Origin of the sequence: Pseudomonas sp. B6(2017) (assembly GCF_002112765.1) — a bacterium.
Classification (GTDB): Bacteria; Pseudomonadota; Gammaproteobacteria; order Pseudomonadales; family Pseudomonadaceae; genus Aquipseudomonas; species Aquipseudomonas piscis.
The window spans coordinates 1-23,499 of sequence record NZ_NEIQ01000032.1 but is presented as its reverse complement, the minus strand read 5'-3'; the positions used below and the strand labels follow the sequence as shown (position 1 = coordinate 23,499).

Genomic DNA, 23,499 nt, shown 5'->3' with positions numbered 1-23,499 from the left:
TCGAAGGGGGGGGCCGGGGCGTATTCCAGATCCAGTTGCACCCGCTGCGCGGTCTGTGGGTCGAACAGCTCGGCGGCCAGGGTCAGGGCGAAGTCGATGCCCGCGGTGATGCCGCCGCCGGTGAACAGGTTGCCATCGCGCACCACTCGTTCATGGACGGGAATGGCCCCCAGCAGCGCCAGCAACTCGTGGTAGGCCCAGTGGGTGGTGGCCCGCTTGCCCTGTAGCAGGCCGGCGGCGCCGAGCACCAGGGAACCGGTGCAGACCGAGGTCAGGTAACGCACCTGGGTGGCCTGCTGGCGGAGAAAATCCAGCACCTGTGGATCTTCCATCAAGGCCCCGACGCCGGCCCCGCCCGGTACGCAGAGCACATCCAGCGGCGGGCAGGCGGCGAAGCCAGTGGTGGCTTGCAGCAGCATCCCGGCACTGGAGCTGATCGGCCCTGGCTCCTTCCACAGCAAATGCACTTGCGTATCCGGCAGCGCCGCCAGCACGTCATAGGGGCCAGTCAAGTCCAGTTGCTGGACGCCTGGGAACAACAGAAAACCGATCTGCACGGCCATTGCGAGCTCCTTGTATCGATGGGGTGGACGAGCTGACTCTAGCCTTCTAGGATTTGGCGCATACGCCAACCTGCCCTCGATTTACGCCAATCATGCCTGCCACCGCGAAAAACGTCTTTGTCCTGGCTTTTGCCAACGCCCAGTTGCTGGATGTCACCGGGCCCTTGCAGGTGTTCGCCTCAGCCAATGACCGGGCCCGCGAGCGGGGGGTGCCGTTACCCTATAACCCCCGGGTGGTGGCAAGCCCGGGCGGGGCGACCCTCAGTTCGTCGGGCCTGGCGTTGTTGGCCGACCCCCTGCCGGGCCTGGAGCAGGCATGCGATACCTTGATCGTGGCCGGTGGCGGCGGGGTCTACGCGGCCGCCCGTGACCCGCAACTGGTGGCCTGGGTCGCGACCCGGGCGGGGGCGGCACGGCGGGTGGCCTCGGTCTGTACCGGGGCTTTCCTGCTGGCGGCCAGCGGCTGGCTGGATGGCCGGCGGGTGGTGACCCACTGGACTCGCTGCGAGCAACTGGCCGAGGCCTATCCGCAATTGCGGGTCGAGGCCAACCCGATCTTCATCAACGACGGCCCGGTCTGGACGTCGGCCGGGGTCACTGCCGGCATCGACCTGGCGCTGGCCCTGGTGGAGGCTGACCTGGGGCGCGAGGCAGCCCTGGAAGTGGCCCGGCAACTGGTGGTGTTCCTCAAGCGCCCGGGCGGGCAGGCGCAGTTCAGCGTGACCCTGGCGCTGCAGAACGGTGGCGGGCGTTTCGATGGGCTGCACGCCTGGATCGCCGAGAACCTCAACCGGGAACTGACGGTGCCGGTGCTGGCCGAGCAAGCGGCCATGAGCGAGCGCAGTTTCGTGCGCCACTACCGCGCCGACACCGGCCAGACCCCGGCCCGGGCCATCGAGCTGATCCGGGTGGAAACCGCCCGCCGCTTGCTGGCCGACACTGGCTTGTCGATCAAGCGCATTGCCGTGCAGTGCGGTTTTGGCAGTGAGGAGACCCTGCGCCGCAGCGTGCTGCGGGCCCTGGGCGTGACGCCCCAGGCCTATCGCGAACGTTTCGCCGCCACCCAGGAGTCTTCCTGAGCCGCCTTCAGTCCTGGACCAGGTTCAGTTGACCGTCGACATAGCGTACCTCGCGGCCCATCCAGCTCGGATCCACCTGGGGCAGCACCGCCGAGGGCTTGCGCAGTTCCCGCAGCAGGGTCGAGCCATGGGACAGGCGCCCGCCCATGCGTGCGATCACTGCCCGGGCCTGCTGGTAGTGGGCATGCCGACCGGGGTCGAGGGTGTCCTCCAGGAGGATGTCCACCCCGAGGATGCCCTGGGCCTGGCCCGGGTAGATCATGAAGCCACTGGCCTGCTCGCTGCCTTCGCGGCCGTCCTGCCAGAAGCTGCCACCGCGACTGCGCACCTGTTCGTGGGGAGCGAACCAGTAGTCGCGATCGGCCTCGGGCAGCGCATGGTGCAGGCCCATGAAGAGGCGCATCAGGTTGTCCCGGTACCATTCGCGTACTTGCAGGTAGTAGCCGCGCATGCCCGGCAGGCCCAGGCGATGGGCCAGGGCGACGGCGGGGCTCCAGCTTGGGAACGCCTGCAATGGCAGCGGCGCGCATGCCGGGCGCGCAGTGCCGGGATCGGTTTCCCAGGGCAACCGATGGGGGCTGTGCTCCAGGTTGTCGTAGGCGGTGGGCGGGCGACCGAGCAGGGCGCCACCGCTGCTGGCCAGGGCCGTGGCGATGCACAGGTTGCCCTGGACCACGAACACGTAGAAGCGGCTGAACCAGTCCGCCAGTTGCTGGCCCGAGGCCCCGGCCTCGCGCAGTTGCGCCAGTTCCCGTTCGAAGCGCCGCAGGCCCGGCTCCAGGGTCAGCAGGTGGCTGCGGGCGATGAACTGCATGCGCAGCAGGCGTGGTAGCGAACGCAGCAGGCGCAGGGGCCGCAAGGGCAGGGCCGGGGCCGCGCCACCGACTTCGGCGGCATAGCCGGAGGAGGGCAGACCCCAATCCGCCAGGCGCGCCAGGAACAGGTCGTTGTTGATGTAGGAGGCGCCACCGAACAGGGCGGTAAACGGCTCGTTGTTCTCCAGTACCCGGCTGTCCCAGCGGGCCATGATCGCCGGGATGCTGGCCGCTGCCCGGCGCTGGCCGTACTCGACGAAGCGGCTGGGTTGTGGTGGCAGGATCTCGGCGATGTTGGCCGCGGTCAGGTGCCGGCGCCAGCCGTAGTCGCTGATCGGGCGGTATTGCAGCAGCCACATTTGCTGGCCATCCCAGGCCCACTCGATGTCGCCGGGGACGTAGTGGAAAACCTTCAGCACCCCTTGCAGAAAGTCCCACAAGGCCTTGGCAGACAGGCCGTGGCGCGTGGCGAAGGTGCCGCTTTCCCAGGCCGGGCCCAGGCGTGACAGCACCGCTCGCTCGGGGCTGGCCTGGCCATCGGCGAGGCTTTCCAGATGGCCCTCGACCCATTCCAGTTCCACCGCCAGGTGGCGCACGAAGGCGATCCCCGACAGCACCGGCTGGACGAAACGCTGCACCACCACTTCCTCGACCCCGCTCTGGCGCAGCTCGTCGATGCGTGACGCCACTTCGCTGGCGGCCACCCGCAGGTAGGTGGTGCTGAGCCCGGCGTTGGCCGAGTCGGCCTGGTCTTCGCCATAGCTGGAGGAGCGCACGGCCCACAGGGCATCGGGCTGGCTGGCCAGTAGCGATGGCAGGCGCGGATCCTCGGCGCTGTCCAGGCTCAGGGCGGCCGGCACCGGCTGGCCGGCCCATTGCGCAAGATGCAGGCGGCCGCCCTTGGTGTGGGCGACGAAGCCATCGTTGGGCGCCTCGAGCCAGGCGACGAACTCGGCCGGTGCATCGATCCACGGGTAGTGGCCCCAGCCCGGGCGCAGGCTGACTCGCAGGTCGGCGCGGGCCAGGATCGCGCTCCAGGCCGCGGCCTGGGCGCTGCCGAGCAGTTGGTCCTGATCACCCCAGACCAGCTCCACCGGGTCTTCGATCCACTCCAGCAGCGGCAGCGCGGTGTCGGCCCGCAATTGCTCCCACAGCGGCACGAAGGCCCGGCAACGGGCATAACCTGCGCCCATGCGCCGGTACTGCTGGGGGCTCCAGCGCTGGCGCGAGAACTTGTGGGCGAACCAGGCCGGACGCTGGCTGAGCAAGCGGTGGATCAACAGCCGCACCGGCAGTGGCGACATCAACGCCGGCAGGCGCCGCTGCCAGAGGAAGGCCCCCACCGGCGACAGCAGCACGCTGCGGGAGAAGTGCCCGGGACGGCGCTGCAAGGCGTGCAGCACCACCAGGGCGCTGATGCCCACGGCGACGATGGCGTTGCCCGGGGCGGTCAGCGCCAGCAGGGCCTCGGCGTATTGCCCCAGGTCGTCGCACGGTGGCTGAGGGTTATCGCCGAACCCCGGCAGTTCCAGGGTTTGCACTCGATAACGGCGAAAGTGCGGTACGGCATCGTCCCACCAGTCGCTGGCGCTGCCGTTACCCGCCAGCAAGTACAACAGGGGCTTGCTCATCGAGGCTCCTCGGTTCAGGCCAGGTCGCGCAGGGCGCTGTCCAGGGTCGGGTAGCGGAAGCGGTAGCCGGCCTGCAACAGCCGCGCCGGCACCACCTTCTGGCCATCGAAGAACAGCTGAGCCATTTCCCCGGCCAGGGCCCGCACCGGCGCTGCGGGTACATGCAGCCATACCGGGCGCTTGAGCAACTGGCCGACGCTCTCGGCGAACTGCCCCTGGCTCACGGCATCCGGGGCCACCAGGTTGTAGGTGCCCTCCAGGGATTCATCGCGCATGGCGCGGGCCATCACTTGCAGCACATCGTCGCGGTGCACCCAGCTCATGATCTGCCGGCCATCGCCCATGCGCCCGCCAAAACCGAAGTAGAAGGGCATCAGCAACGGCTTGAGGGCGCCGCCGGGGCCGAACACGATACCCAGGCGCAGCACCACCTGGCGTACGCCGAAGCGTTTGGCGGGCTCGGCCGAGGACTCCCAGCGAGCGCACAAATCCGCCATGAAGCCTTCGCCGCGCGCGGCATCTTCATCCAGTTCCTGGCTGGCATCGCGCACCCCGTAGAAGCCGATGGCCGAGGCCTGGATCCACAGCGCGGGCTTGTGCTGGGCGTGTTGCAGCCAATTGAGCAGGCCTTCGGTGGTGCCGACCCGGCTGGCCAGCAGTTGTGCCTGGCGCTTGGCCGACCAGCGCGGCCCGGCCACCGGGGCGCCGGCCAGGTTGATGATCACGTCGAACGCTTCGCCATGGCCCAGCTTGTCCAAAGAGCGCAGGCAGCGGGCGCGACCGTCGAACAGGTAGGCGGCGCGCAAGGGGTCCCGGGCCAGCACGCTGACCGTATGGCCGGCGTCGAGCAACTGGTTGACCAGCGCTTCGCCGATGAAGCCGGTGCCGCCGGTGACCAGCACCCGCTTGCCTGCGCCGCCGGTGAACGGATTGATCGCCTGCCCCTGGCGTTGCAGGCGCAGGGCCGCCAGGCCATCGCGAATCCCCGAGGCGCTCACGCCCACGGCGAACAGGCTCAGGGCCCAGCCCTGCCAGCCCAGGTCGATAGGGGCCAGGGCGCTGGGCAAGCGCGACCATTCCAGCAGTTGCAGGCCGTACAAGGCGAAGAAGGCGCCGGCATTGATCGCCAGCACCGTGTGCATGATGCGCTCGATGGCCGGCAGCTTGCGGCTGCGGTCCTCGACCACGAAGTCCCACAGGGTCAGGCCGATCTCCAGGGCGAACAGCAGCGCGATCACCAGCGCCCAGATGCCCTGGAACGCCAGGTGGGCGATGCCCATGAACAGTACGCCGTAGAAGCACGAGCGCAGGGCATGGATGCTCAGTTCCTTGCGCGCGCTGTGGCGTTGCGGCAGGGCTACGGTGAGTTCGTGGTGGTAGAGGGTGTCCAGGGCGCCCAGCCCCCCTTGGGCGAGCAGCAGGGCGACGGCCCACTGCAGGAACGGCAAGTCAGCCACGATGATGAAATCCTTTTACGAAAGAGAGCGAGAGGTAAGGCGGTCGTGGCGGTACAGCCAGGCCAAAGGTGGTAGCAGTACCAGCAGGGCGAAGCTGTCGATCCACAGATGGGCCGACATGCCCACCTGCCAGGACAGCCACATGTCCTGGGGCGCCCAGAGGACGATCCCGGCCATCAGCCAGGCCCAGGCCGCCGGCGCGCGCAGGCGATCGCCCAGGTACACCAGGGCCAGCAGGTACAGGGCGTAGCTTTGCAAGGTGGCGCCGAACAGGCCCAGCCACCAGACCTGCTGGGCCCGGGCCGGCGCCGGGGCGGCGGCGCCCCAGAAGGCTTGTTCGATAGTGGCCAGGTAGTCGTTGAACAGCGCCTGGTGGCCGGCCCAGGTCAGCAGCAGGCCGGCGAGCAAGTGGCCGGCGCCGGCGGCGTACAGCCAGAGCACCAGGCCCCGGCGCAGGCCAGGGCGTGAAGAAGAGGTGGCGGATAACATTCCATGTCCTGTGGGGGGATCGAGGCCGCGCAGTGTACCGATTTTTCCCCCGCCATGGCGTGCGCCAGTCGCGCTCTTCAAGCGTCTTGCAGCAGCTCCAGCAGGGCCTCGAGGGTGGCTTGCGGCGCCTCCTGGGGCACGTTGTGGCCGACCCCGGGCAAGATCCGCCGTTCATAACCGCGGGTGAACTGCGGGCCGTCGGGGTCCGGCACCAGTGGCGCGCCGACGCCATCGTCGGCGCCGCACAGGGCGATGGTCGGCACCTGGATCGGCGGCTGGGCCAGCAGCGCCTGCTCGATGGGTTCCAGCGCTGGATCGCCCGGGGCGTAGCCGAAGCGATGACGATAGGAGTGGATCACCACCTCGACGAAATCCGGGTTGTCCAAGGACGGCGCGCTCAACCCATAGAGCCCGGGCCCTTGTTGCCAGGTTGGCGACCACAGGCGCCACAGCAGCTCGCAGAATTCCCGGCGGTTGGCGCGCAGGCCGTCCACCCCGCGCTGGGTATTGAAGTAGTACTGGTACCAGAGCCGCAGCTCGGTTTCCGGAGCCCGGGGCTCACAGGCCTTGGCGATGTCCTGGATGTTGTAGCCGTCGGCGCTCATCAGGCCGCGCACCCGGTACGGCCAGAGTGCCGCGACGATGCACGCTGCGCGTCCGCCCCAGTCGTAGCCGGCCAGGGTGGCCGTGGGCAGTTGCAGGGCATCCATCAGCTCCAGCAGGTCCTGGGCCAGTGCCGCCTGTTGCCCGGAGCGCATGATCCCCGGGTGGGTGAAGCGCGTCGGCCCATAGCCGCGCAAGTACGGCACGATCACTCGATAACCGCGTTCGGCCAGGGGCGGGGCGATCTCGTCGTAGGCCCGTGGATCGTAGGGAAAACCGTGCAGCAGGATCACCGGCTCGCCCCCACGCGGGCCGTGTTCCTCGTAGGCGATATGCAGGCTGGCAGTGGTGGCGTGATGCAGGGCGGCTGGGCTGGGCATGGCGACTCCGGAGTTCGGTGGCTCGCAACACCCTAGCGTAAAAATGGCTTGCAGGTGATCTACAGCGATTCGTACTGGCCCTCATCGTCCACGTAGAACACTTCGCTGAGGTACCAGCGCTGGTCACGGAAGATCAGCTGGTAGTGGTAATCGGCGGCAAACCCCGTACCGGGCGTGATCGCCCGGGTTTTCACCAGCGCGCGATCACCGGTACGGCTGCTCGAGAGAACTTGCTCATAGCCCGTGCCGTGGCTGGCCGGGGAGGTGAAGGCAATCGGCTGGCCCTGGAAGCCCGGCAGGCAGAACTTGGCCAGCAACTGGGCGTACTCCTGCTGCGCCAGGTCGAGCGATTGCAGGGGCGCGTCCACCGGCTGGCGTGCGCTGGCGTTGTCGCTCCACTGCTGATAGTCGGCAATGAACTGGCGCACCAGAGCTTCGGGGGAGTCGCTGAACGAGGCGCACAGGGCGACGTTGCTGAACAGCAGGGCAAACAGGGCGACCAGTGTTTTCATCGGGGTGGTGTCACTCGTGGTGGTTTCGTGGCTCAGGCTTCATGCAGACCGTCGGCGTCGCGCCAGTAGAGCGTGGATTCGTACTGGAACGAGAGGATGAACAGCGCCTCGCTGTTCTGGGCAATGCTGTCCAGCAGTCGTCGCAGGTCATCCAGGGCGCTGTGGCCCTCGGGTTCGGGGCCCTTGATGCGCAAGCAGCAGCGCAGGCCGACGGCGAAGTCGCAGCCTTTGCGGTCTTCGGCGCGGATTTCGGGCTCCAGGTTCGAATCCTCGTTGTCAAGGCTCAGCCCTGATGGGAAGGTCGCCTGCAGGCCTCCGGACGCACGGGCCATTTCGGCTCCCGCAAGACCCTCCAGCAGACGGCCGAGCAGCGCCGTGGTCAGGCGTTTGTCGGCTTCAAGGTGCAACTCCAGGCTCATGAGGGGGCCCCAGGTGAAAGTCGAGGGGTGGATTCTAGCGCGGTGTCGCTCGCCGCATCGGCTTCACTTGCAGGTCGGTGCTGTGGACACGCTGCTTGAAAGAGGTGCGCCATTTTTCACCTCAGGCCAAGGGCGCCGGCTGGCGCAGGCCGATGCAGTTGCCCCAGGGATCCTGCACCTGGCAGATCCACTCGCCACCTTCGATGGCCATGGGGCCGCGATACAAGCGGCCGCCCAGGGCCACAAGGCGCTGCAGCTCGCCGGGCAGGTCGGCGACGCGCCAGTACACCACGCTGCCCGCCGGGCCCTGGCCGACCTTGGCGTCGCTGGGGACGATTTCCAGCGCCAGCTCGCCCAGTTGCAGGTGCCCGAAATCGTCGGGCTCATGCCGCACCCGGCGGGCCTGGGGAAACGCCTGGGCGTACCAGTCGGTGGCGGCGCGCCAGTCGGCGGCGTGGATCATCACGGCGATGATCGGTGAGTCGGGCATGGGCACATCCATTGGGCCGGGGGAGGAGGGTGCCTGTGCTCACAGGCGGCGCTCAAGGTTGCCAGACCTCCTTGTCGCCGCTCAAGCGCCGATCGAGGAAGCAGGCCGCGCTGATCAGCGCCAGGTGGGTCAGGGCCTGGGGCGTATTGCCCAAGTGGCGGCCGTGGGGGTCGAACTCCTCGGCGTACAGGCCCAGGGGGTTGGCATAACGCAGCAATTGCTCGAACTCCAGGTGCGCCTGCTCCAGGCGCCCGGCCCGGGCCAGGCATTCGACGTACCAGAACGAGCAGGCGGCGAACGCGCCCTCGGTACCGTCCAGGCCGTCGATCCGGCTGTCGTCGTTGCGGTAGCGGTAGACCATGCCGTCGCGCACCAGGCTGTTCTCGATGGCTTCCAGGGTGGACAGCCAGCGTGGATCACGGGCACCGACGAAACGCACCAGCGGCATCAGCAGCATCGAGCCGTCCAGGGCGGTGCTGCCGATGTGCTGGACGAAGTGCCCGCGCTCTTCGTTCCAGAACTGGCTCCAGATGTCGTCGTAGATGGCCTGGCGGGCCTGGTCCCAGCGGGCGAAGGGCGCCGGCAGCGAGCGCTTGGAGGCCAGGCGGATGGCCCGGTCCACCGCCACCCAGCACATCAGCCGCGAATGCAGGAAGTGATGCTGCTCGCCGCGCATCTCCCAGATTCCCACATCCTTGTGCTGCCAGCCGGCGCACACCCGGTCCACCACCTGCACCGTGTGTTTCCAACCCTCGTGGGAGATCCCTTCGCCGTACTTGTTCACCAGGTACACCGCATCCAGCAGCTCGCCGAAGATGTCCAGCTGCACTTGTTCGTAGGCCTGGTTGCCGATGCGCACCGGCTGTGCGCCGCCGTGGCCGGACAGGTGCGCAAGCTCCGCTTCCGGCAGTTCCTGGCGCCCGTCGATGCCATACAGGACGTTGAGTTTCGTCGGCTTGCCATGGCAGTCGCTGACCCGCCCGCGCAGCCAGCGCATGTAGGCGTTGGCTTCCTCGACGTAGCCCAGGCGCATGAAGGCGTAGACGGTGAACGAAGCATCGCGCACCCAGGTGTAGCGATAGTCCCAGTTGCGTACCCCGCCCGGGCTTTCCGGCAGGCCGAAGGTCGCAGCGGCGAGAATCGCGCCATGACGCCTGGAGGTCAGCAGCTTGAGCGCCAGGGCCGAGCGATTGACCATCTCGCGCCAGCGCCCACGGTAGTTGGAGCGTCCGATCCAATCGCGCCAGAACCGCAAGGTGCGGCTCAGGTGCAGGTCGCCGGCGCCGCACTGCACCCGCGGATCGTCGCTGCCGCCGAGGATGAACTCGGCGCTCTGGCCTTGTTCCAGCAAGAATTCGGCCACGGCCGCGTCCTGTTCCAGTTGCAGCGGCCGGTCGCCCACCAGGCGCAGGCCGGGCTGGCCGGGGGCCTGGAAGCACACCGCGGCGCCGTCCATCCGTGCCTGGGTGGTGGCCCTGGCGTAATCCAGCCGTGGCGCGCAGTGCAAGTGCAGCCTGGCCTGGCCGCTGACCACCCGGACCCGGCGGATCAGCAGTGGCAGTAGCTCGACGTCTTCATCGATGGCCAGCAGGTCGGTGACTTCCACCACCGCCTCGTTGCCCAGCCAGCGGGTCTGCAGGACGTTGCTGTCGGGCAGGTAGATCTGCTGGCGGCGGGCATTGGCCAGCGCTGGCGCCAGCTGGAAGATCCCGGCGCTGGGGCTGTCCAGCAGGGCGCAGAAGATCGTCGGGCTGTCGAATTCCGGCCAGCAGAAGAAGTCGATGCTGCCCTGGTCGTCCACCAGGGCGGCGCTGCGCATGTCGCCGATGATGCCGTGGGCGTCGATGGGACGCTGGGTCGCAGGATGCTGCTCAGCCATGGCCGCAAGACTCCGGGTTCAGGCCCATGCCACAGGCGATGAGCGGGGCGAAGGTCAGGCCAGGCGAGGACGCCCGGCTTCTGTTGAGCTGACCTGCGCAGCGTCCCGGGAGTTCATTTCAGGGTTTGGCGCGCAATCCCCGCAGCAGCAGTTCCAGGCCCAGCAGCGCTTGTTCCAGGCGTTGTCCGGGCGCTGCGTCGGCGGCGATCCACAGCGCGGTGTCCACCAGGCTGCCATTGACCAGGCGGGCCAGGGCCTGGCTTGGCGCGGGGCTGATGATCCCGGCCTCGGCCAGGGCTTGCAGGCGCCGGCCCAGGGAGTCGATGCAGTGTTCCTGGTCCGGCAGGCGTTCGCCGAGCACGGCCCGGGCGTCCTGCAGGACGATACGCCGGATTTCCGGCTCCTGGGCCATCTCCAGGTAGGCCCGGCAGCGCCGGGTAAAACCTTCCCAGGGATCGCCGGCCTGGTCGCTGACTCGGTCCAGGCGGGCGTCCATTTCGCTGTCGATCTGCTCCACCACCGCGGCCAGCAGGCCTTGCTTGTCACCGAAGTGGTGATACAAGGCACCTCGGGTCAGCCCGGCTTCGGCGGTCAGGTCGTCCATGGATGTCTTGGCGTAGCCCAGGCGGGCAAAGGCCAGGCGGGCACTGGCAATCAGCTTGGCGCGGGTGGCCTCGATCATTTCGGCGCGCGGGCGGCTGCTCATGAAAACAATTCTCCAACACATGATGGATTGACATACGCGGCGTATGTTTTCATGCTTTTTAACATACGCGGCGTATGTGTAGCTACTGCAAAGCCGCCCTGAGGACCCCCAAGGAGTCGTTGTACATGGCAAACCCCTACCGCGAGTTGTTCAAGGCCCCCGGCAGCCGGGCGTTCGTGCTGGCCGGCATGATCGCGCGCATGCCGATCTCCATGACCGGCATCGGCCTGATCACCATGCTGGCGCAACTGCACGGCGGCTACGCCCTGGCCGGTTCGGTGGCGGCTACCTTCGCCCTGGCCACGGCGTTCTGCGCGCCCCAGGTCTCGCGCCTGGTGGACCGCTTCGGCCAGGGCCGGGTCCTGCCTTTGGCGGCCGGGCTGGGCGGCGGCGCCTTGCTGGCGCTGTTGCTGTGCACCCGCTTGCAGGCGCCGCACTGGGCGCTGTTCCTTTGCGCCGCCCTGGCCGGCTGCATGCCCAGCATGTCGGCCATGGTCCGGGCCCGCTGGACCGAGCTGTACCGGGGCCAGCCGCAGTTGCAGACCGCCTACGCCCTGGAATCGGTGCTGGACGAGGTGTGCTTCATCGTCGGCCCGCCGATCTCGGTCGGTCTCAGCGTCGGCCTGTTTCCCGAGGCCGGGCCGCTGGTGGCGCTGCTGATGCTGGCGCTGGGGGTAGCGCTGTTCGTGGTGCAGAAGTCCACCGAGCCGCCGGTCCATGCCCATGACGAACAGCATTCGGGCTCGATCATCCGTTCGGCGCAGATCCGCCTGCTGTTGCTGCTGATGACCGCCATGGGCGTCATCGTCGGCGTGGTGGATGTGGTCAGCGTGGCCTTCGCCCAGCAACAGGGCCAGCCGGCGGCGGCGAGCATCGTGCTGTCGATGTACGCCACCGGTTCGTGCCTGGCGGGGATCGCCTTCGGTGCCTTGAAACTGGCCACGCCGCTGCCCCGGCTGTTCATGTACAGCGGTATCGCTACTGCGGTGACCACCTTGCCGCTGTTGCTGGCCGGCAACATCCTCGGCTTGTCGCTGGCGGTGTTCGTCGCCGGGCTGTTTTTCTCCCCGACCCTGATCGTCGCCATGGCTCTGGTGGAGCGCATCGTGCCGCCGGCCAAGCTGACCGAGGGCCTGACCTGGCTGGTCACCGGCCTGGGGGTGGGCGTGGCCCTGGGGGCCGCCGGTGCCGGCGGCCTGGTGGACCAGTTCGGCGCCCGCAGCGGCTTCTGGCTGGCCCTGGCTGGCGGTGCGGTGGTGCTGGTGGCGGCCTTGCAGAGCTATCGCAGCCTGCGCTGAAACGACCAAGGGACTAATTTGTCCACGCTGCGCCGCGTTGTTTCTCTGGAGCCCCTGCAAAGAGTGCCAGCCACGGGAGCCAGCGTTCCCCGGCCTTGGCTGGCGCGGCAGTCTTGCAGGGGCTGCCGACCGATCATCTGCCGAGGGAAAACCGTGACCCAGTTGAACCTGCTATGCCTGCCGTACTCTGGAGCCAGCGCCATGGTCTACAGCCGCTGGCGGCGCAAGCTGCCGGAGTGGCTGCAGCTGTCGCCGGTGGAATTGCCCGGGCGTGGTGCCCGCTACGCCGAACCCCTGCACACCGACATGCGCGAGCTGGCCAGGCAGCTGGCCGGAGAAATCCAGGCTACGTTGCGGCCACCCTATGCCTTGTTCGGCCATAGCCTGGGAGCCCTGCTGGCCTGCGAGCTGGCCCATGCCCTGCGGGCCCTGGGTTGCCCGGAGCCGGTGGCGCTGTTCGCCTCGGGAACCGCGGCGCCGACCTTGCGCACCGAATACGACCGCGGTTTTGCCGAGCCCAAGACCGATGCACAACTGATCGAGCAATTGCGCACCCTCAACGGCACCAGCGAAGAAGTGCTGGCCAACCAGGAGCTGATGAGCCTGACGTTGCCGATCCTGCGGGCCGACTTCCTGTTGTGCGGGCGCTTCCGGCCTGTGCAGCGCCCGTTGCTCAATTGCCCGGTGCACGTGCTGGGCGGCAAGGCCGATCGCGCCACCACCGAACAGTTGATCGGCTGGAGCAAGGAGACCCATGGCGGGTTCTCGGTGGACATGCTCGCCGGCGGGCATTTCTTCATCCACGAACACGAAGCCAAGGTGCTGAGCCTGGTCAAGGGACACCTGGATGTGCACCGGCGCCGTCACCTGGCCCCCGTCGCGCTGTCCTTGTAGCCCTGTTGCCGGCTGTGCAGGGCAGGGCAGGGCTCAGCCCAGGGACGTGCCCATGCGCCAATAGCCCATCAAGGTCAGGTTGCGCCGCTCCTGGCCGCGCTCGTTGATCAGGTGGCGGCGGATGCTCATCACCGTGGCCGACTCCCCGGCCACCCAGGCATAGAACAGGTTGTCCGCCGGCGCTGCGGTTTCCCAGGGCCGCTCTTCATCGTCACGCCCGGCCTTGACCGGCCGCCTTCCGGCGCTGGGCGGCGGCAGTTCGGCCAGCTCCCGGGCGGCGTGGATCAGGGGCTCGCCATGGCGGGCGTCGAGCATGTCGCGGGGCAGCCAGCTCAGCCGGGTCAGTGGATGACAATGCAGGTCGATGCAGTCGCTCTCGTGGGGTACCTCGATGAACACCTGCACATCCGGGTAGTCCGGATACTCCTTGAGCTCATCGAGAATCCCGGCGATGGCCGGCAGGGCGGTTTCATCGCCCATCAGCAGCACCTTGCGGATGCCCGCCGGCGGTTGCCATTCATAACCGCCGGGGTCGCCGCTGAAGGCCTTGTTCGGCACCACCATCTGCAAGCGGTCGCCAGGTTGCGCGCAGGTCGCCCAGCTCGAGGCCGGCCCGTTGACCCCGTGCAACACGAAGTCCACGTCCAGTTCCGCCGGCTGCAGGCGCAGCTCGCGGATGGTGTAGGTGCGCATCGGCGGTTGCTGCTCGCTCGGCAGCTTGCGCCGCGCGGCATGCCAGTCACCCTCCACCGGCAACTGCGGCAGGCTGCCATCGGCGGCGGGAAACAGCAGCTTGATGCGCTGGTCCGGGGCCAGGGTGCGGGCCTGGGCGATGTCCTCGCCGCTGAATACCAGGCGTACCAGGGAGGGGCTGAGGTCGATGCGCTGCTTGAGCTCGACGTTGATCACCCGGTAACTGCGAGGTGACTGGACGCCTGCGCCTACCAGTTTGCGCAAGCCATTTGCCAGCGAGCTGGCCAGGGAAGTGGCTGAGGACATGATCGCGACCTTATGAAAAAGAAGGTCCTGATTTAACGAGCCGCAGGGGGTGGAATTTACCGCTGAGGGGGCGATCCGGGGCCTGCGCGCAGGGTTAATTTTTCCCGGCGCCCATCCGTTTCGTAGGGATAGCCGAGCTCTCGCTCGATACCCAACATGTACGGATGAACCCCGATGAACGCTGAAAAGTCCCTGAAACTTGCTCGCCGCTTTATCGAGCTGCCGCTGGAGAAGCGGCGGTTGTTCCTCGATGGCCTGCGGGATGAAAACATCGACTTTTCGTTGTTTCCGATTCCGGCCGACGTGGCCGTGGATGATCGCTGGGACCTGTCCTACGCCCAGCGGCGCATGTGGTTCCTCTGGCAGTTGGACCCCGAGAGCGGCGCCTACAACTTGCCGGGTGCCGTGCGTCTCAAGGGCGAGCTGGATCGCGGTGCGCTGGAGCAGGCCTTCGCCCACCTGATCGCCCGCCACGAAACCCTGCGTACCCTGTTCAAGCGCCACGTCGATGACCGCCTGGAGCAAATGGTGGTCGACAGCCCATTGCCGTTGGAGTACCAGGACCTGAGTGCCACGGATGCCGCCTTGCGCGAACAGGCGGTGGCTGCCGAGGCCCAGCGCCAGTCATTGCTGCCGTTCGATCTGGGCCAGGGACCGCTGTTGCGGATCAAGCTGCTCAAGCTCGCGGACCAGGACCATGTGCTGTTACTGACCCTGCACCACATCGTGTCCGATGGCTGGTCGATGAACGTGCTGATCGACGAATTCATCCGTTGCTATGACGCCTTCGAGCGCGGCGAGGCGCCGCAATTGTCGGCACTGCCGATCCAGTACAGCGACTATGCCCTGTGGCAGCGGCGCTGGCTGGAGGCGGGGGAGCAGGCGCGTCAGCTGGAGTATTGGCAGGCCCGCCTGGGCGATGAGCATCCGGTATTGGAGCTGCCCACCGACCATCCACGCCCGGCGGTGCCCAGCTACCGTGGGACTCGCTATGAGTTCGCCGTGGAGCCGGCCTTGGCCGAGCAGTTGCGCGCCCTGGCGAAACAGCACAACGTCACCCTGTTCATGCTCCTGCTCGGGGCCTTCAATGTGCTGTTGCATCGCTACACCGGCCAGGGCGACATCCGCGTCGGCGTGCCCATCGCCAACCGCAACCGGGCCGAGGTCGAGGGGTTGATCGGCTTCTTCGTCAACACCCAGGTGCTGCGCACCGAGCTCACCGGCCAGACCCGGGTCAGCGAGCTGTTGCAGGCAGTCAAGGAGGCGGCCCTGGGGGCCCAGGCCCACCAGGACCTGCCGTTCGAGCAACTGGTGGAGGCCTTCAAGCTGGAGCGCAGCTTGAGCCATACGCCGTTGTTCCAGGTGATGTACAACCACCAGCCGCAGGTGGCCGATATCACCACGGTGAACACCGCCTCCGGGTTGGAGCTGGGGTTGGTGGAGTGGCAAAGCCGTACCACCCAGTTCGACTTGACCCTGGATACCTACGAGAAATCCGGCAGGTTGCATGCGGCGCTGACCTATGCCGATGACCTGTTCGATGCGGCCACCATCGCTCGCATGGCGCGTCACTGGACCAGCCTGCTGCAAGGCATGCTGGCGGATGCCGGGCAACGTATCGGCGAGCTGCCCCTGCTCGATGTCCAGGAGCAGCAGTTGCTGGTGCATGAATGGAACCGCACCGCGGTGGACTACCCCCGCGGAGTCTGCATGCACCAGTTGATCGAGGCCCAGGCCGGGCGTACTCCGCAGGCCTGTGCCCTGGTGTTCGGCGAGCGCCAGCTCAGCTATGGCGAGCTGGACGCCCGGGCCAACCAGCTGGCGCGCTTGTTGCGCGAGCAGGGGGTGGCAGCCGACACACTGGTGGGGATCTGTATCGAGCGATCCATCGAAATGGTCGTGGGGCTGCTGGCGATCCACAAGGCCGGCGGAGCCTATGTGCCCCTGGACCCGGAGTATCCCCAGGACCGCCTGGCCTACATGATCGAGGACAGCGGCATCGGCCTGCTGCTCAGCCAGAGCTCGCTGCTGGCGTCGCTGCCTGGCGAAACGGTCCGGATCATCACCCTCGACCAGGAGCCGGACTGGCTCGATGCCTACAGCGACAGCCCGCTGGAGGTACTGATCGATCCGCTGAACCTGGCGTACGTGATCTACACCTCGGGTTCCACCGGCAAGCCCAAGGGCGCCGGCAACAGCCATGCGGCGCTGGTCAATCGCCTGCAATGGATGCAACAGGCCTATGGCCTGGACGCCAGCGATGCGGTGCTGCAGAAAACTCCATTCAGCTTCGACGTTTCGGTGTGGGAGTTCTTCTGGCCGCTGATGACCGGGGCACGCCTGGTGGTGGCCGCTCCCGGGGCCCATCGCGAACCGGCACGACTGATCCGGACCATTACCGAGCAGCAGGTCACTACCCTGCATTTCGTGCCTTCGATGCTCCAGGCATTCATTCGCGACAGCGGCGTGTCGGCCTGTACCAGCCTCAAGCGCATCGTCTGCAGTGGCGAAGCCTTGCCCATGGATGCCCAGCAGCAGGTGTTCGCAAAATTGCCCAAGGTCGGTTTGTACAACCTGTATGGCCCGACCGAAGCAGCCATCGACGTAACCCACTGGACCTGTGTCGACGAGGGGCTCGATAGCGTGCCGATCGGCCGGCCGATCGCCAACCTGCGCACCCATGTGCTGGATGCACAATTACTGCCGGTGCCTGCCGGGGTCGCTGGCGAGCTCTACCTGGGCGGTGCCGGCCTGGCCCGCAGCTATCATCGGCGTGCGGCGTTGACTGCCGAGCGTTTCGTACCTTGTCCATTCCATGATGGCGCGCGCCTGTATCGCACCGGCGACCGCGTGCGCCAGCGCGCCGATGGCGTGATCGAGTATCTGGGGCGCCTGGACCACCAGGTCAAGTTGCGCGGCCTGCGTATCGAGCTGGGCGAGATCGAGGCGCGCCTGCTGGAGCATCCGCAAGTGCGCGAAGCCACGGTGCTGGTGGTGGACGGCAAGCAACTGGTGGGTTACCTGGTCCTGCAAGAGGTCGCCGCCGATTGGCGCGAGGCACTGGCCGCACACCTGGGCCGCAGCCTGCCGGACTACATGGTGCCGGCGCAGTGGGTGCTGCTGGACAGCATGCCCGTGACCGCCAACGGCAAGCTCGATCGCAAGGCCCTGCTGAGCCAGGTCGGTGAGGTGCAACTGGCTCCTTACAGTGCGCCGCGCGAGGGGGCCGAGCAGACCCTGGCCGAGATCTGGCGAGCGGTGCTGACGGTGGAGCAGGTCGGCCTGGATGACAATTTCTTTGCCCTGGGTGGCGACTCGATCATTTCCATCCAGGTGGTCAGCCGCGCCCGCCAGGCTGGCCTGGCGCTCAGCCCACGGGACCTGTTCCAGCACCAGACCCTGCGTAGCCTGGCCCAGGTGGCCAAGCCGGTGGCCCTCGGCCAGCAGGACAGTGGCCCGGCCAGCGGCGAGCTGGCGCTGACGCCGGTACAGCACTGGTTCATGGAACAAGCGGTACCGCAGCGCCAGCACTGGAACCAGTCGCTGTTGCTGCAAGCCCGCCAGCCCCTGGATGCCCAGCGCCTGGCCGAAGCCCTGGCGCGCCTGGCCAGGCATCACGATGCGCTGCGCTTGCGCGTGCGCCAAGTGGCCGCTGGCTGGCAGCAGGCCTATGCCGAGGAGCCCGGTGAGTTGTTGTGGCTGCGTGAGGCGGGCGATGCGGAGCAACTCACCCAGCTGTGCGAGGCTGCCCAGCGCAGCCTGGATCTGGAGCAAGGCCCATTGCTGCGCGGCATGCTGGTCAACCTGGCCGACGGCAGCCAGCGCTTGTTGCTGGTGGTCCACCACTGGGCGGTGGACGGGGTGTCCTGGCGCGTACTGCTGGAAGACCTGCAGCAGCTGTATAGCCAGCCGCAACAGGCCCTCGCACCACGTACCAGTTCCTACCAGGCCTGGTCCGCACACCTGCAGCAACTGGCGGGGGAACGTAGTTCCGAGCTGGCCTACTGGCAGGCGCAGATCCCGGCCCAGGTCGCCGACCTGCCGGCCGAGCGTCCGGCTGGCGCCCTGGAAAACCGTCATGAACAGAAAATCACCCTGACCCTGGATGCCCAGCGCACCGCGCAATTGCTGCAACAGGCAGCGGGCGCTTATCGCACCCAGATCAACGACCTGCTGCTCACCGCCCTGGCCCGCACCATCGGTCGTTGGACCGGCGCCGAGGGCACCCTGGTGCAGTTGGAAGGCCACGGCCGGGAAACCCAGGGCAGCGACCTGGACCTGAGCCGCAGCGTCGGCTGGTTCACCAGCCTGTTCCCGGTGTACCTGCGCGCCGCCGACGAGCCAGGGGCGGCGATCAAGGGCATCAAGGAGCAATTGCGCGCCGTGCCGGACAAGGGCCTGGGCTTCGGCCTGCTGCGCTACCTGGGCGATACCGCCAGCCGCGAAGCCATGGCGCAGCTGGCGCAACCGCGCATCACCTTCAACTACCTGGGGCAGTTCGACCGCCAGTTCGATGCCCAGGCGCTGCTGGTGCCGGCCGCCGAGAAGGCCGGGCAGACCCAGGACCCGGGTGCGCCGCTGGCCAACTGGCTGGTGATCGAAGGCCAGGTCTACGGCGGCGAGCTGAGCCTGAGCTGGGGCTTCAGCCGTGAGATGTTCGACGCCTCGACCATCCAGCGCCTGGTGGATGACTACCAGGAGCAGTTGCTGGCCTTGATCGAACATTGCCTGGACCCAAGCCACGGCGCCTTGACCCCGTCCGACGTCAGCCTGGCGCGGCTCACCCAGCAGCAACTGGATGACCTGGCCCTGGCGTCCCGCGAAGTGCAGGATGTGTATCCGCTGTCGCCGATGCAGCAGGGCATGCTGTTCCACAGCCTGTACCAGCAAGACCAGGGCGACGTCTATGTCAGCCAGTTGCGGGCCGATGTCCAGGGCCTGGACGTGGCGCGCTTCCAGCAAGCCTGGGAGCAGGTGCTGGGCCGTCATGACATGCTGCGCACCGGGTTCGTCTGGCAGGAGGACCAGGGCCAGGCCCTGCAGGTGGTCTATCGCCAGGTCGAGCTGCCGCTGATCGAGCATGACTGGCGCACTCGTGCGGATCTGCAGGCGGCGCTCGACGCCCTGGCCCTGGAGCAGCACCAGCAAGGTTTCGAACTGGCTCGTCCGCCCTTGCTGCGGGTGGTGCTGGTGCGCACCGATGAGGACCGCTGGCACTTGGTGTACACCAGCCATCACATCCTCATGGATGGCTGGAGTAACGCCCTGGTGCTCAACGAAGTACTGCAAGCCTGCAAGGGCCAGCCGCTGGCGCCGACAGGCGCCGGTTTTGCCCAGCACATCGCCTGGTTGCAGGCCCAGGACCCGGCGCTGGGCGAGGCGTTCTGGCGCGAGCGCCTGGCACAGCTGGACGAGCCGTCCTTCCTGGCTCGCAGCGTGGCCAGGAGCGGGCAACCGGCAACGGGCGAATACGGCGAACTGCTCTGTGAACTGGATGAAGAGCAGACCCGGCGCCTGGGTGCCTTTGCCCGGGCTCAACAGGTGACCCTCAACAGCCTGGTGCAAGCGGCCTGGCTGTTGCTGTTGCAGCGTTATACCGGCCAGTCCAGCGTGGCCTGCGGGGTCACGGTCTCCGGACGCCCGGCGCAGTTGGCGGATGTGGAGCAGCAAGTCGGCCTGTTCATCAACACCTTGCCCTTGATCGCCAACGTGGATCCGGCGCAGTCGGTCGGCGACTGGCTGCGCCAGGTTCAGGCGCTGAACCTGGAGATGCGCGAGCACGAACACACGCCGTTGTTCGATATCCAGCGTTGGGCCGGGGCCGCCGGCGAGGCGCTGTTCGATACCCTGGTGGTGTTCGAGAACTTCCCCGTGGCCAAGAGCCTGGAGCAGGGCGCTGCCGAGGGCCTGCGCTTCAGCGAGGTCAAGAGCCAGGAACGCACCAACTACCCGTTGACCCTGACTGCGCACGGCGGCGCACGCTTGAGCCTGCACCTGGAGTACCTCCAGGCCGAATTCGACAGCCAGGCAGTGCAGCGTCTGGCGGCCTGCCTGCAAGCGCTGCTGCAGCGCTTTTTCGAGGTGCCGGAGCAAGCCCTGGGGGCCTTGCCGTTGCTGCCGGAGTCGGAACAACGGCACCTGTTGCAGGCCTGGAATCCGCGCGATGCCTCGCGGCCGGCGCAGGCCAGCGTAGTGCAACGGTTCGAGCAGCAGGCGGCGATGCAACCGGAGCGCCTGGCGCTGATCCTCGACCAGCGCCGCCTGACCTATGGCGAGCTCAACCAGCGGGCCAACCGCCTGGCCCAGCGCTTGATCGAGCTGGGGGTGAAGGCCGATTCCCTGGTCGGGGTCGCGGTGGATCGTTCCCTGGAAATGGTCGTGGGCCTGCTGGCGGTGCTCAAGGCCGGTGGCGCCTACGTGCCGCTGGACCCGAAATACCCCCGCGAGCGCCTGCAGTGCATGATCGAGGACAGCGGCCTGGGCTTGCTGTTGACCCAGCAACCGCTGCTGGAGCAATTGCCGATCAGCCCCGGCTTGCCGCTGATCTGCCTGGAGCAGGATGAACACTGGCTGGCCGCCTACAGCGCCGAGAATCCGCCGGTGCGTTCACAGCCGGGCAACCTGGCCTATGTGATGTTCACTTCCGGCTCCACTGGCCGGCCCAAGGGAGTCGGGATCGACCTGGGCTCCCTGGCGCGGCATGTGGAAGTGATCACCGAGTTGTTCGAGCTCAAGGCCGATGACCGGGCCCTGCAATTCGGCACCTTCAACTTCGACGCCTTCGTCGAACAGCTGTACCCGGCATTGTGCTGCGGTGCGGCGGTCGTGGTGCGCGGTGGCGAACTGTGGGACAGCGACACCTTCTACCAGCAATTGATCGAACACCAGATCACCGTGGCCGACCTGACCACCGCCTACTGGTACCTGCTGGTACGGGACTTCGCCGACCGTGGCCCACGCGACTACGGGCGCCTGCGCCAGGTGCATATCGGCGGCGAAGCCATGCCGCCGGAAGGCCTCAATGCCTGGCGCGCGGCGGGCCTGGACCACGTCAGGCTGTTCAACACCTATGGCCCCACCGAGACCACGGTCAGTGCCACGGCTCTGGACTGCGCTGCTTATGTCTTGGGTGGCGAGCCGTTGCCGGCAGTCATGCCCATTGGCCGGGTACTGGACGGTCGCGCCATCTACTTGCTCGATGCCAACCTCAACCCGGTGCCGGTGGGTGTGGCCGGTGAATTGGTGATTGGCGGGCCGCTGCTGGCCCGTGGTTACTTCCAGCGTCCCGAACTCACCGCCGAGCGCTTCATTCCCGATCCGTTCGCCGCGGACGGGGCCGGGCGCCTGTACCGTACCGGCGACCTGGCACGCTACCGGGCCGACGGGGTGATCGAGTACATCGGACGGATCGACCATCAGGTCAAGGTGCGTGGTTTCCGTATCGAGCTGGGGGAAATCGAGGCACGCCTGCTGGCCCAGGCCAGTGTGCGCGAAGCCCTGGTGGTCGCCGCCGATAACCAGCTGGTCGCTTATGTGGTGGCCAGCCAGGCTTTGTCCGAGCAACAGCAAGAGCCGTTGCGCGAGCAGTTGAAGGCGAGCCTGCGTGCAGAACTGCCGGATTACATGGTGCCGGGGCACCTGTTGTTCCTGGAGCGCCTGCCCATGAGCCCCAACGGCAAGCTCGATCGCGCGGCGCTGCCCAAGCCCGATGCCAGCCAGGCGCTGGCCAACTGGATCGCTCCGGTCACCGAGCTACAGCAGCAGGTGGCGGCTATCTGGTCCCAGGTCCTGGGTGCCGAGCGGGTCGGCCTCGGCGATCATTTCTTCGAGATGGGCGGCCACTCGCTGCTGGCCACCCAGATGGTGTCCCGAGTGCGACATGGCCTGGGTATCGAGGTCAGCCTCAAGACCCTGTTCGAGCATCCGGTGCTGGCCGATTTCGTCGGCGCCCTGGGCGCTGTCGACGCCTCGGCCCCGGCGATCCTGCCGGTGGACCGGGCGCAACCGCTGGCCTTGTCCTACGCCCAGGAGCGCCAATGGTTCCTCTGGCAGCTGGACCCGACCAGCGCCGCCTACCATGTACCCAGCGCGCTGCGCCTGAAGGGCCAGCTGGATCTGGCTGCGTTGCAGCGCAGTTTCGACACCCTGGTGGCGCGCCATGAAAGCCTGCGCACCCATTTGCGCCAGGATGGCGAGCGGGCTGTCCAGGTCATCGCCGCGCAAGCACAGGTGTCGATCCAGCAACTCGAGGTGAAGGAACAGGAGCTCAAGTCCCTGATCGAGGCGCAGATCGCCCAGCCATTCGATTTGAGCCGGGGCCCATTGCTGCGGGTCAACCTGCTGCGCCTGGCCGAAGATGACCATGTGCTGGTGCTGGTCAAGCATCACATCGTCTCCGATGGCTGGTCGATGCAAGTGATGATCGAAGAGCTGGTGCAGTTGTATTCGGCCTACAGCCTGAATGAAGAGCTGCAACTGCCGGCCTTGCCGATCCAGTACGCCGACTACGCCGCCTGGCAGCGCGACTGGATGGAGGCCGGCGAAAAGGCCCGTCAGCTCGGCTACTGGCGTGACATGCTCGGTGGGCAGCAGCCGGTGCTGGAGTTGCCGTTCGACCATCAGCGCCCGGCCTTGCCGAGCCATCGTGGTGCTCGCCTGTCGATACCGCTACCCGCTGCCCTGGTGGATGAGCTCAAGGACCTGGCCAAGGTCCGTGGCGTGACCCTGTTCATGCTGTTGTTGGCGTCCTACCAGGCCCTGCTGCATCGCTACAGCGGCCAGCAGGACATCCGCGTCGGGGTGCCGATCGCCAACCGCAACCGGGTAGAGACCGAGCGCCTGATCGGTTTCTTCGTCAACACCCAGGTACTCAAGGCCGATATCGACGGGCAGATGACCGTCGACCAGTTGCTGGCGCAGGTCAAGCAACGGGCCCTGGAAGCCCAGGCCCACCAGGACCTGCCGTTCGAACAACTGGTGGAGGCGCTGCAGCCGGAGCGCAGCTTGAGCCTCAACCCGCTGTTCCAGGTGGTGTTCAACCATCACATCAGCCAGGCAGGCAATCATTTGCAGCGTTTGCCGGGGCTGGACATCAGCCCGGTGACCTGGGATGAAACCGCGGCGCAGTTCGACCTGGTCCTGGATATCGAAGAATCCCAGCAGCAGTTGCATGCCTCGCTGAGCTACGCCACCGACCTGTTCGAGGCCTCGACCATCGAGCGCATGGCCCGCCACTGGCAGAACCTGCTGCAGGCGATGGTCGCCGACCAGCAGCAAGCCATCGGC

15 protein-coding genes are annotated in these 23,499 nt (G+C 67.2%); 4 read left to right on the top strand and 11 right to left on the bottom strand.

Annotated features, from left to right (window positions below; translation table 11 throughout):
- Nucleotides 1-563 (bottom strand): isonitrile hydratase (gene inhA, locus CAG11_RS32280; RefSeq protein ID WP_085600657.1); only part of this gene is annotated, 563 nt, incomplete at its 3' end.
- Nucleotides 564-655: 92 nt separating this feature from the next.
- Here inhA and CAG11_RS32275 point away from each other — a divergent pair.
- Nucleotides 656-1,642, top strand: a complete 987-nt coding sequence (locus CAG11_RS32275) for a GlxA family transcriptional regulator (RefSeq protein ID WP_085600655.1) — start codon at nucleotides 656-658, stop codon at nucleotides 1,640-1,642.
- Between the two features lie 7 nt (nucleotides 1,643-1,649).
- On the opposite strand, the gene CAG11_RS32270 is transcribed toward CAG11_RS32275, so the two are convergent.
- The 9 genes from CAG11_RS32270 to CAG11_RS32230 all read right to left on the bottom strand — a co-directional run bounded on the left by CAG11_RS32270 (nucleotide 1,650) and on the right by CAG11_RS32230 (nucleotide 11,023).
- Complete coding sequence (locus CAG11_RS32270; RefSeq protein ID WP_085600653.1) at nucleotides 1,650-4,088, bottom strand: alpha/beta fold hydrolase; 2,439 nt, start codon at nucleotides 4,086-4,088, stop codon at nucleotides 1,650-1,652.
- Nucleotides 4,089-4,102: 14 nt separating this feature from the next.
- Nucleotides 4,103-5,545, bottom strand: a complete 1,443-nt coding sequence (locus tag CAG11_RS32265; protein ID WP_085600651.1) for a TIGR01777 family oxidoreductase — start codon at nucleotides 5,543-5,545, stop codon at nucleotides 4,103-4,105.
- Between the two features lie 15 nt (nucleotides 5,546-5,560).
- Nucleotides 5,561-6,034 (bottom strand): hypothetical protein, encoded by a 474-nt coding sequence (locus CAG11_RS32260; RefSeq protein ID WP_085600649.1) that lies wholly within the window; start codon nucleotides 6,032-6,034, stop codon nucleotides 5,561-5,563.
- A 77-nt stretch (nucleotides 6,035-6,111) separates the two neighbouring features.
- Nucleotides 6,112-7,017 (bottom strand): alpha/beta fold hydrolase, encoded by a 906-nt coding sequence (locus tag CAG11_RS32255; protein ID WP_085600647.1) that lies wholly within the window; start codon nucleotides 7,015-7,017, stop codon nucleotides 6,112-6,114.
- 59 nt (nucleotides 7,018-7,076) lie between these two features.
- Nucleotides 7,077-7,529 carry a hypothetical protein gene (locus CAG11_RS32250; protein ID WP_085600645.1) on the bottom strand — a complete coding sequence of 151 codons (453 nt, stop codon included), beginning with the start codon at nucleotides 7,527-7,529 and terminating at the stop codon, nucleotides 7,077-7,079.
- Nucleotides 7,530-7,561: 32 nt separating this feature from the next.
- Entirely contained in the window at nucleotides 7,562-7,948 is a 387-nt protein-coding gene (locus CAG11_RS32245; RefSeq protein WP_085600643.1) for a hypothetical protein, read from the bottom strand.
- 121 nt (nucleotides 7,949-8,069) lie between these two features.
- Nucleotides 8,070-8,438, bottom strand: a complete 369-nt coding sequence (locus CAG11_RS32240; RefSeq protein ID WP_053138864.1) for a VOC family protein — start codon at nucleotides 8,436-8,438, stop codon at nucleotides 8,070-8,072.
- A gap of 52 nt (nucleotides 8,439-8,490) precedes the next feature.
- On the bottom strand, nucleotides 8,491-10,317 hold the full coding sequence (locus CAG11_RS32235; protein ID WP_085600641.1) for a glycoside hydrolase family 15 protein: 1,827 nt from the start codon (nucleotides 10,315-10,317) through the stop codon (nucleotides 8,491-8,493).
- A 118-nt stretch (nucleotides 10,318-10,435) separates the two neighbouring features.
- Nucleotides 10,436-11,023 carry a TetR/AcrR family transcriptional regulator gene (locus CAG11_RS32230; RefSeq protein WP_085600639.1) on the bottom strand — a complete coding sequence of 196 codons (588 nt, stop codon included), beginning with the start codon at nucleotides 11,021-11,023 and terminating at the stop codon, nucleotides 10,436-10,438.
- A 125-nt stretch (nucleotides 11,024-11,148) separates the two neighbouring features.
- On the opposite strand from CAG11_RS32230, the gene CAG11_RS32225 reads away from it, so the two are divergent.
- Both CAG11_RS32225 and CAG11_RS32220 read left to right on the top strand, forming a co-directional pair.
- A complete protein-coding gene (locus CAG11_RS32225; protein WP_085600637.1) occupies nucleotides 11,149-12,321 on the top strand; it encodes an MFS transporter in 1,173 nt (390 codons plus the stop codon).
- Between the two features lie 153 nt (nucleotides 12,322-12,474).
- Nucleotides 12,475-13,215 carry a thioesterase II family protein gene (locus CAG11_RS32220; RefSeq protein ID WP_031320210.1) on the top strand — a complete coding sequence of 247 codons (741 nt, stop codon included), beginning with the start codon at nucleotides 12,475-12,477 and terminating at the stop codon, nucleotides 13,213-13,215.
- Nucleotides 13,216-13,248: 33 nt separating this feature from the next.
- On the opposite strand, the gene CAG11_RS32215 is transcribed toward CAG11_RS32220, so the two are convergent.
- A complete protein-coding gene (locus CAG11_RS32215) occupies nucleotides 13,249-14,214 on the bottom strand; it encodes a siderophore-interacting protein (protein ID WP_085600635.1) in 966 nt (321 codons plus the stop codon).
- A 174-nt stretch (nucleotides 14,215-14,388) separates the two neighbouring features.
- On the opposite strand from CAG11_RS32215, the gene CAG11_RS32210 reads away from it, so the two are divergent.
- Nucleotides 14,389-23,499 (top strand): non-ribosomal peptide synthetase (locus CAG11_RS32210; protein WP_085600660.1); only part of this gene is annotated, 9,111 nt, incomplete at its 3' end.

Coding starts and splice junctions, on each gene's coding strand:
- CAG11_RS32235 (WP_085600641.1), bottom strand. CDS start 10,317: ATGGCTGAGCAGCATCCTGCGACCCAGCGTCCCATCGACGCCCACGGC.
- CAG11_RS32275 (WP_085600655.1), top strand. CDS start 656: ATGCCTGCCACCGCGAAAAACGTCTTTGTCCTGGCTTTTGCCAACGCC.
- CAG11_RS32270 (WP_085600653.1), bottom strand. CDS start 4,088: ATGAGCAAGCCCCTGTTGTACTTGCTGGCGGGTAACGGCAGCGCCAGC.
- CAG11_RS32255 (WP_085600647.1), bottom strand. CDS start 7,017: ATGCCCAGCCCAGCCGCCCTGCATCACGCCACCACTGCCAGCCTGCAT.
- CAG11_RS32260 (WP_085600649.1), bottom strand. CDS start 6,034: ATGTTATCCGCCACCTCTTCTTCACGCCCTGGCCTGCGCCGGGGCCTG.
- CAG11_RS32230 (WP_085600639.1), bottom strand. CDS start 11,023: ATGAGCAGCCGCCCGCGCGCCGAAATGATCGAGGCCACCCGCGCCAAG.
- CAG11_RS32245 (WP_085600643.1), bottom strand. CDS start 7,948: ATGAGCCTGGAGTTGCACCTTGAAGCCGACAAACGCCTGACCACGGCG.
- CAG11_RS32215 (WP_085600635.1), bottom strand. CDS start 14,214: ATGTCCTCAGCCACTTCCCTGGCCAGCTCGCTGGCAAATGGCTTGCGC.
- CAG11_RS32240 (WP_053138864.1), bottom strand. CDS start 8,438: ATGCCCGACTCACCGATCATCGCCGTGATGATCCACGCCGCCGACTGG.
- CAG11_RS32225 (WP_085600637.1), top strand. CDS start 11,149: ATGGCAAACCCCTACCGCGAGTTGTTCAAGGCCCCCGGCAGCCGGGCG.
- CAG11_RS32250 (WP_085600645.1), bottom strand. CDS start 7,529: ATGAAAACACTGGTCGCCCTGTTTGCCCTGCTGTTCAGCAACGTCGCC.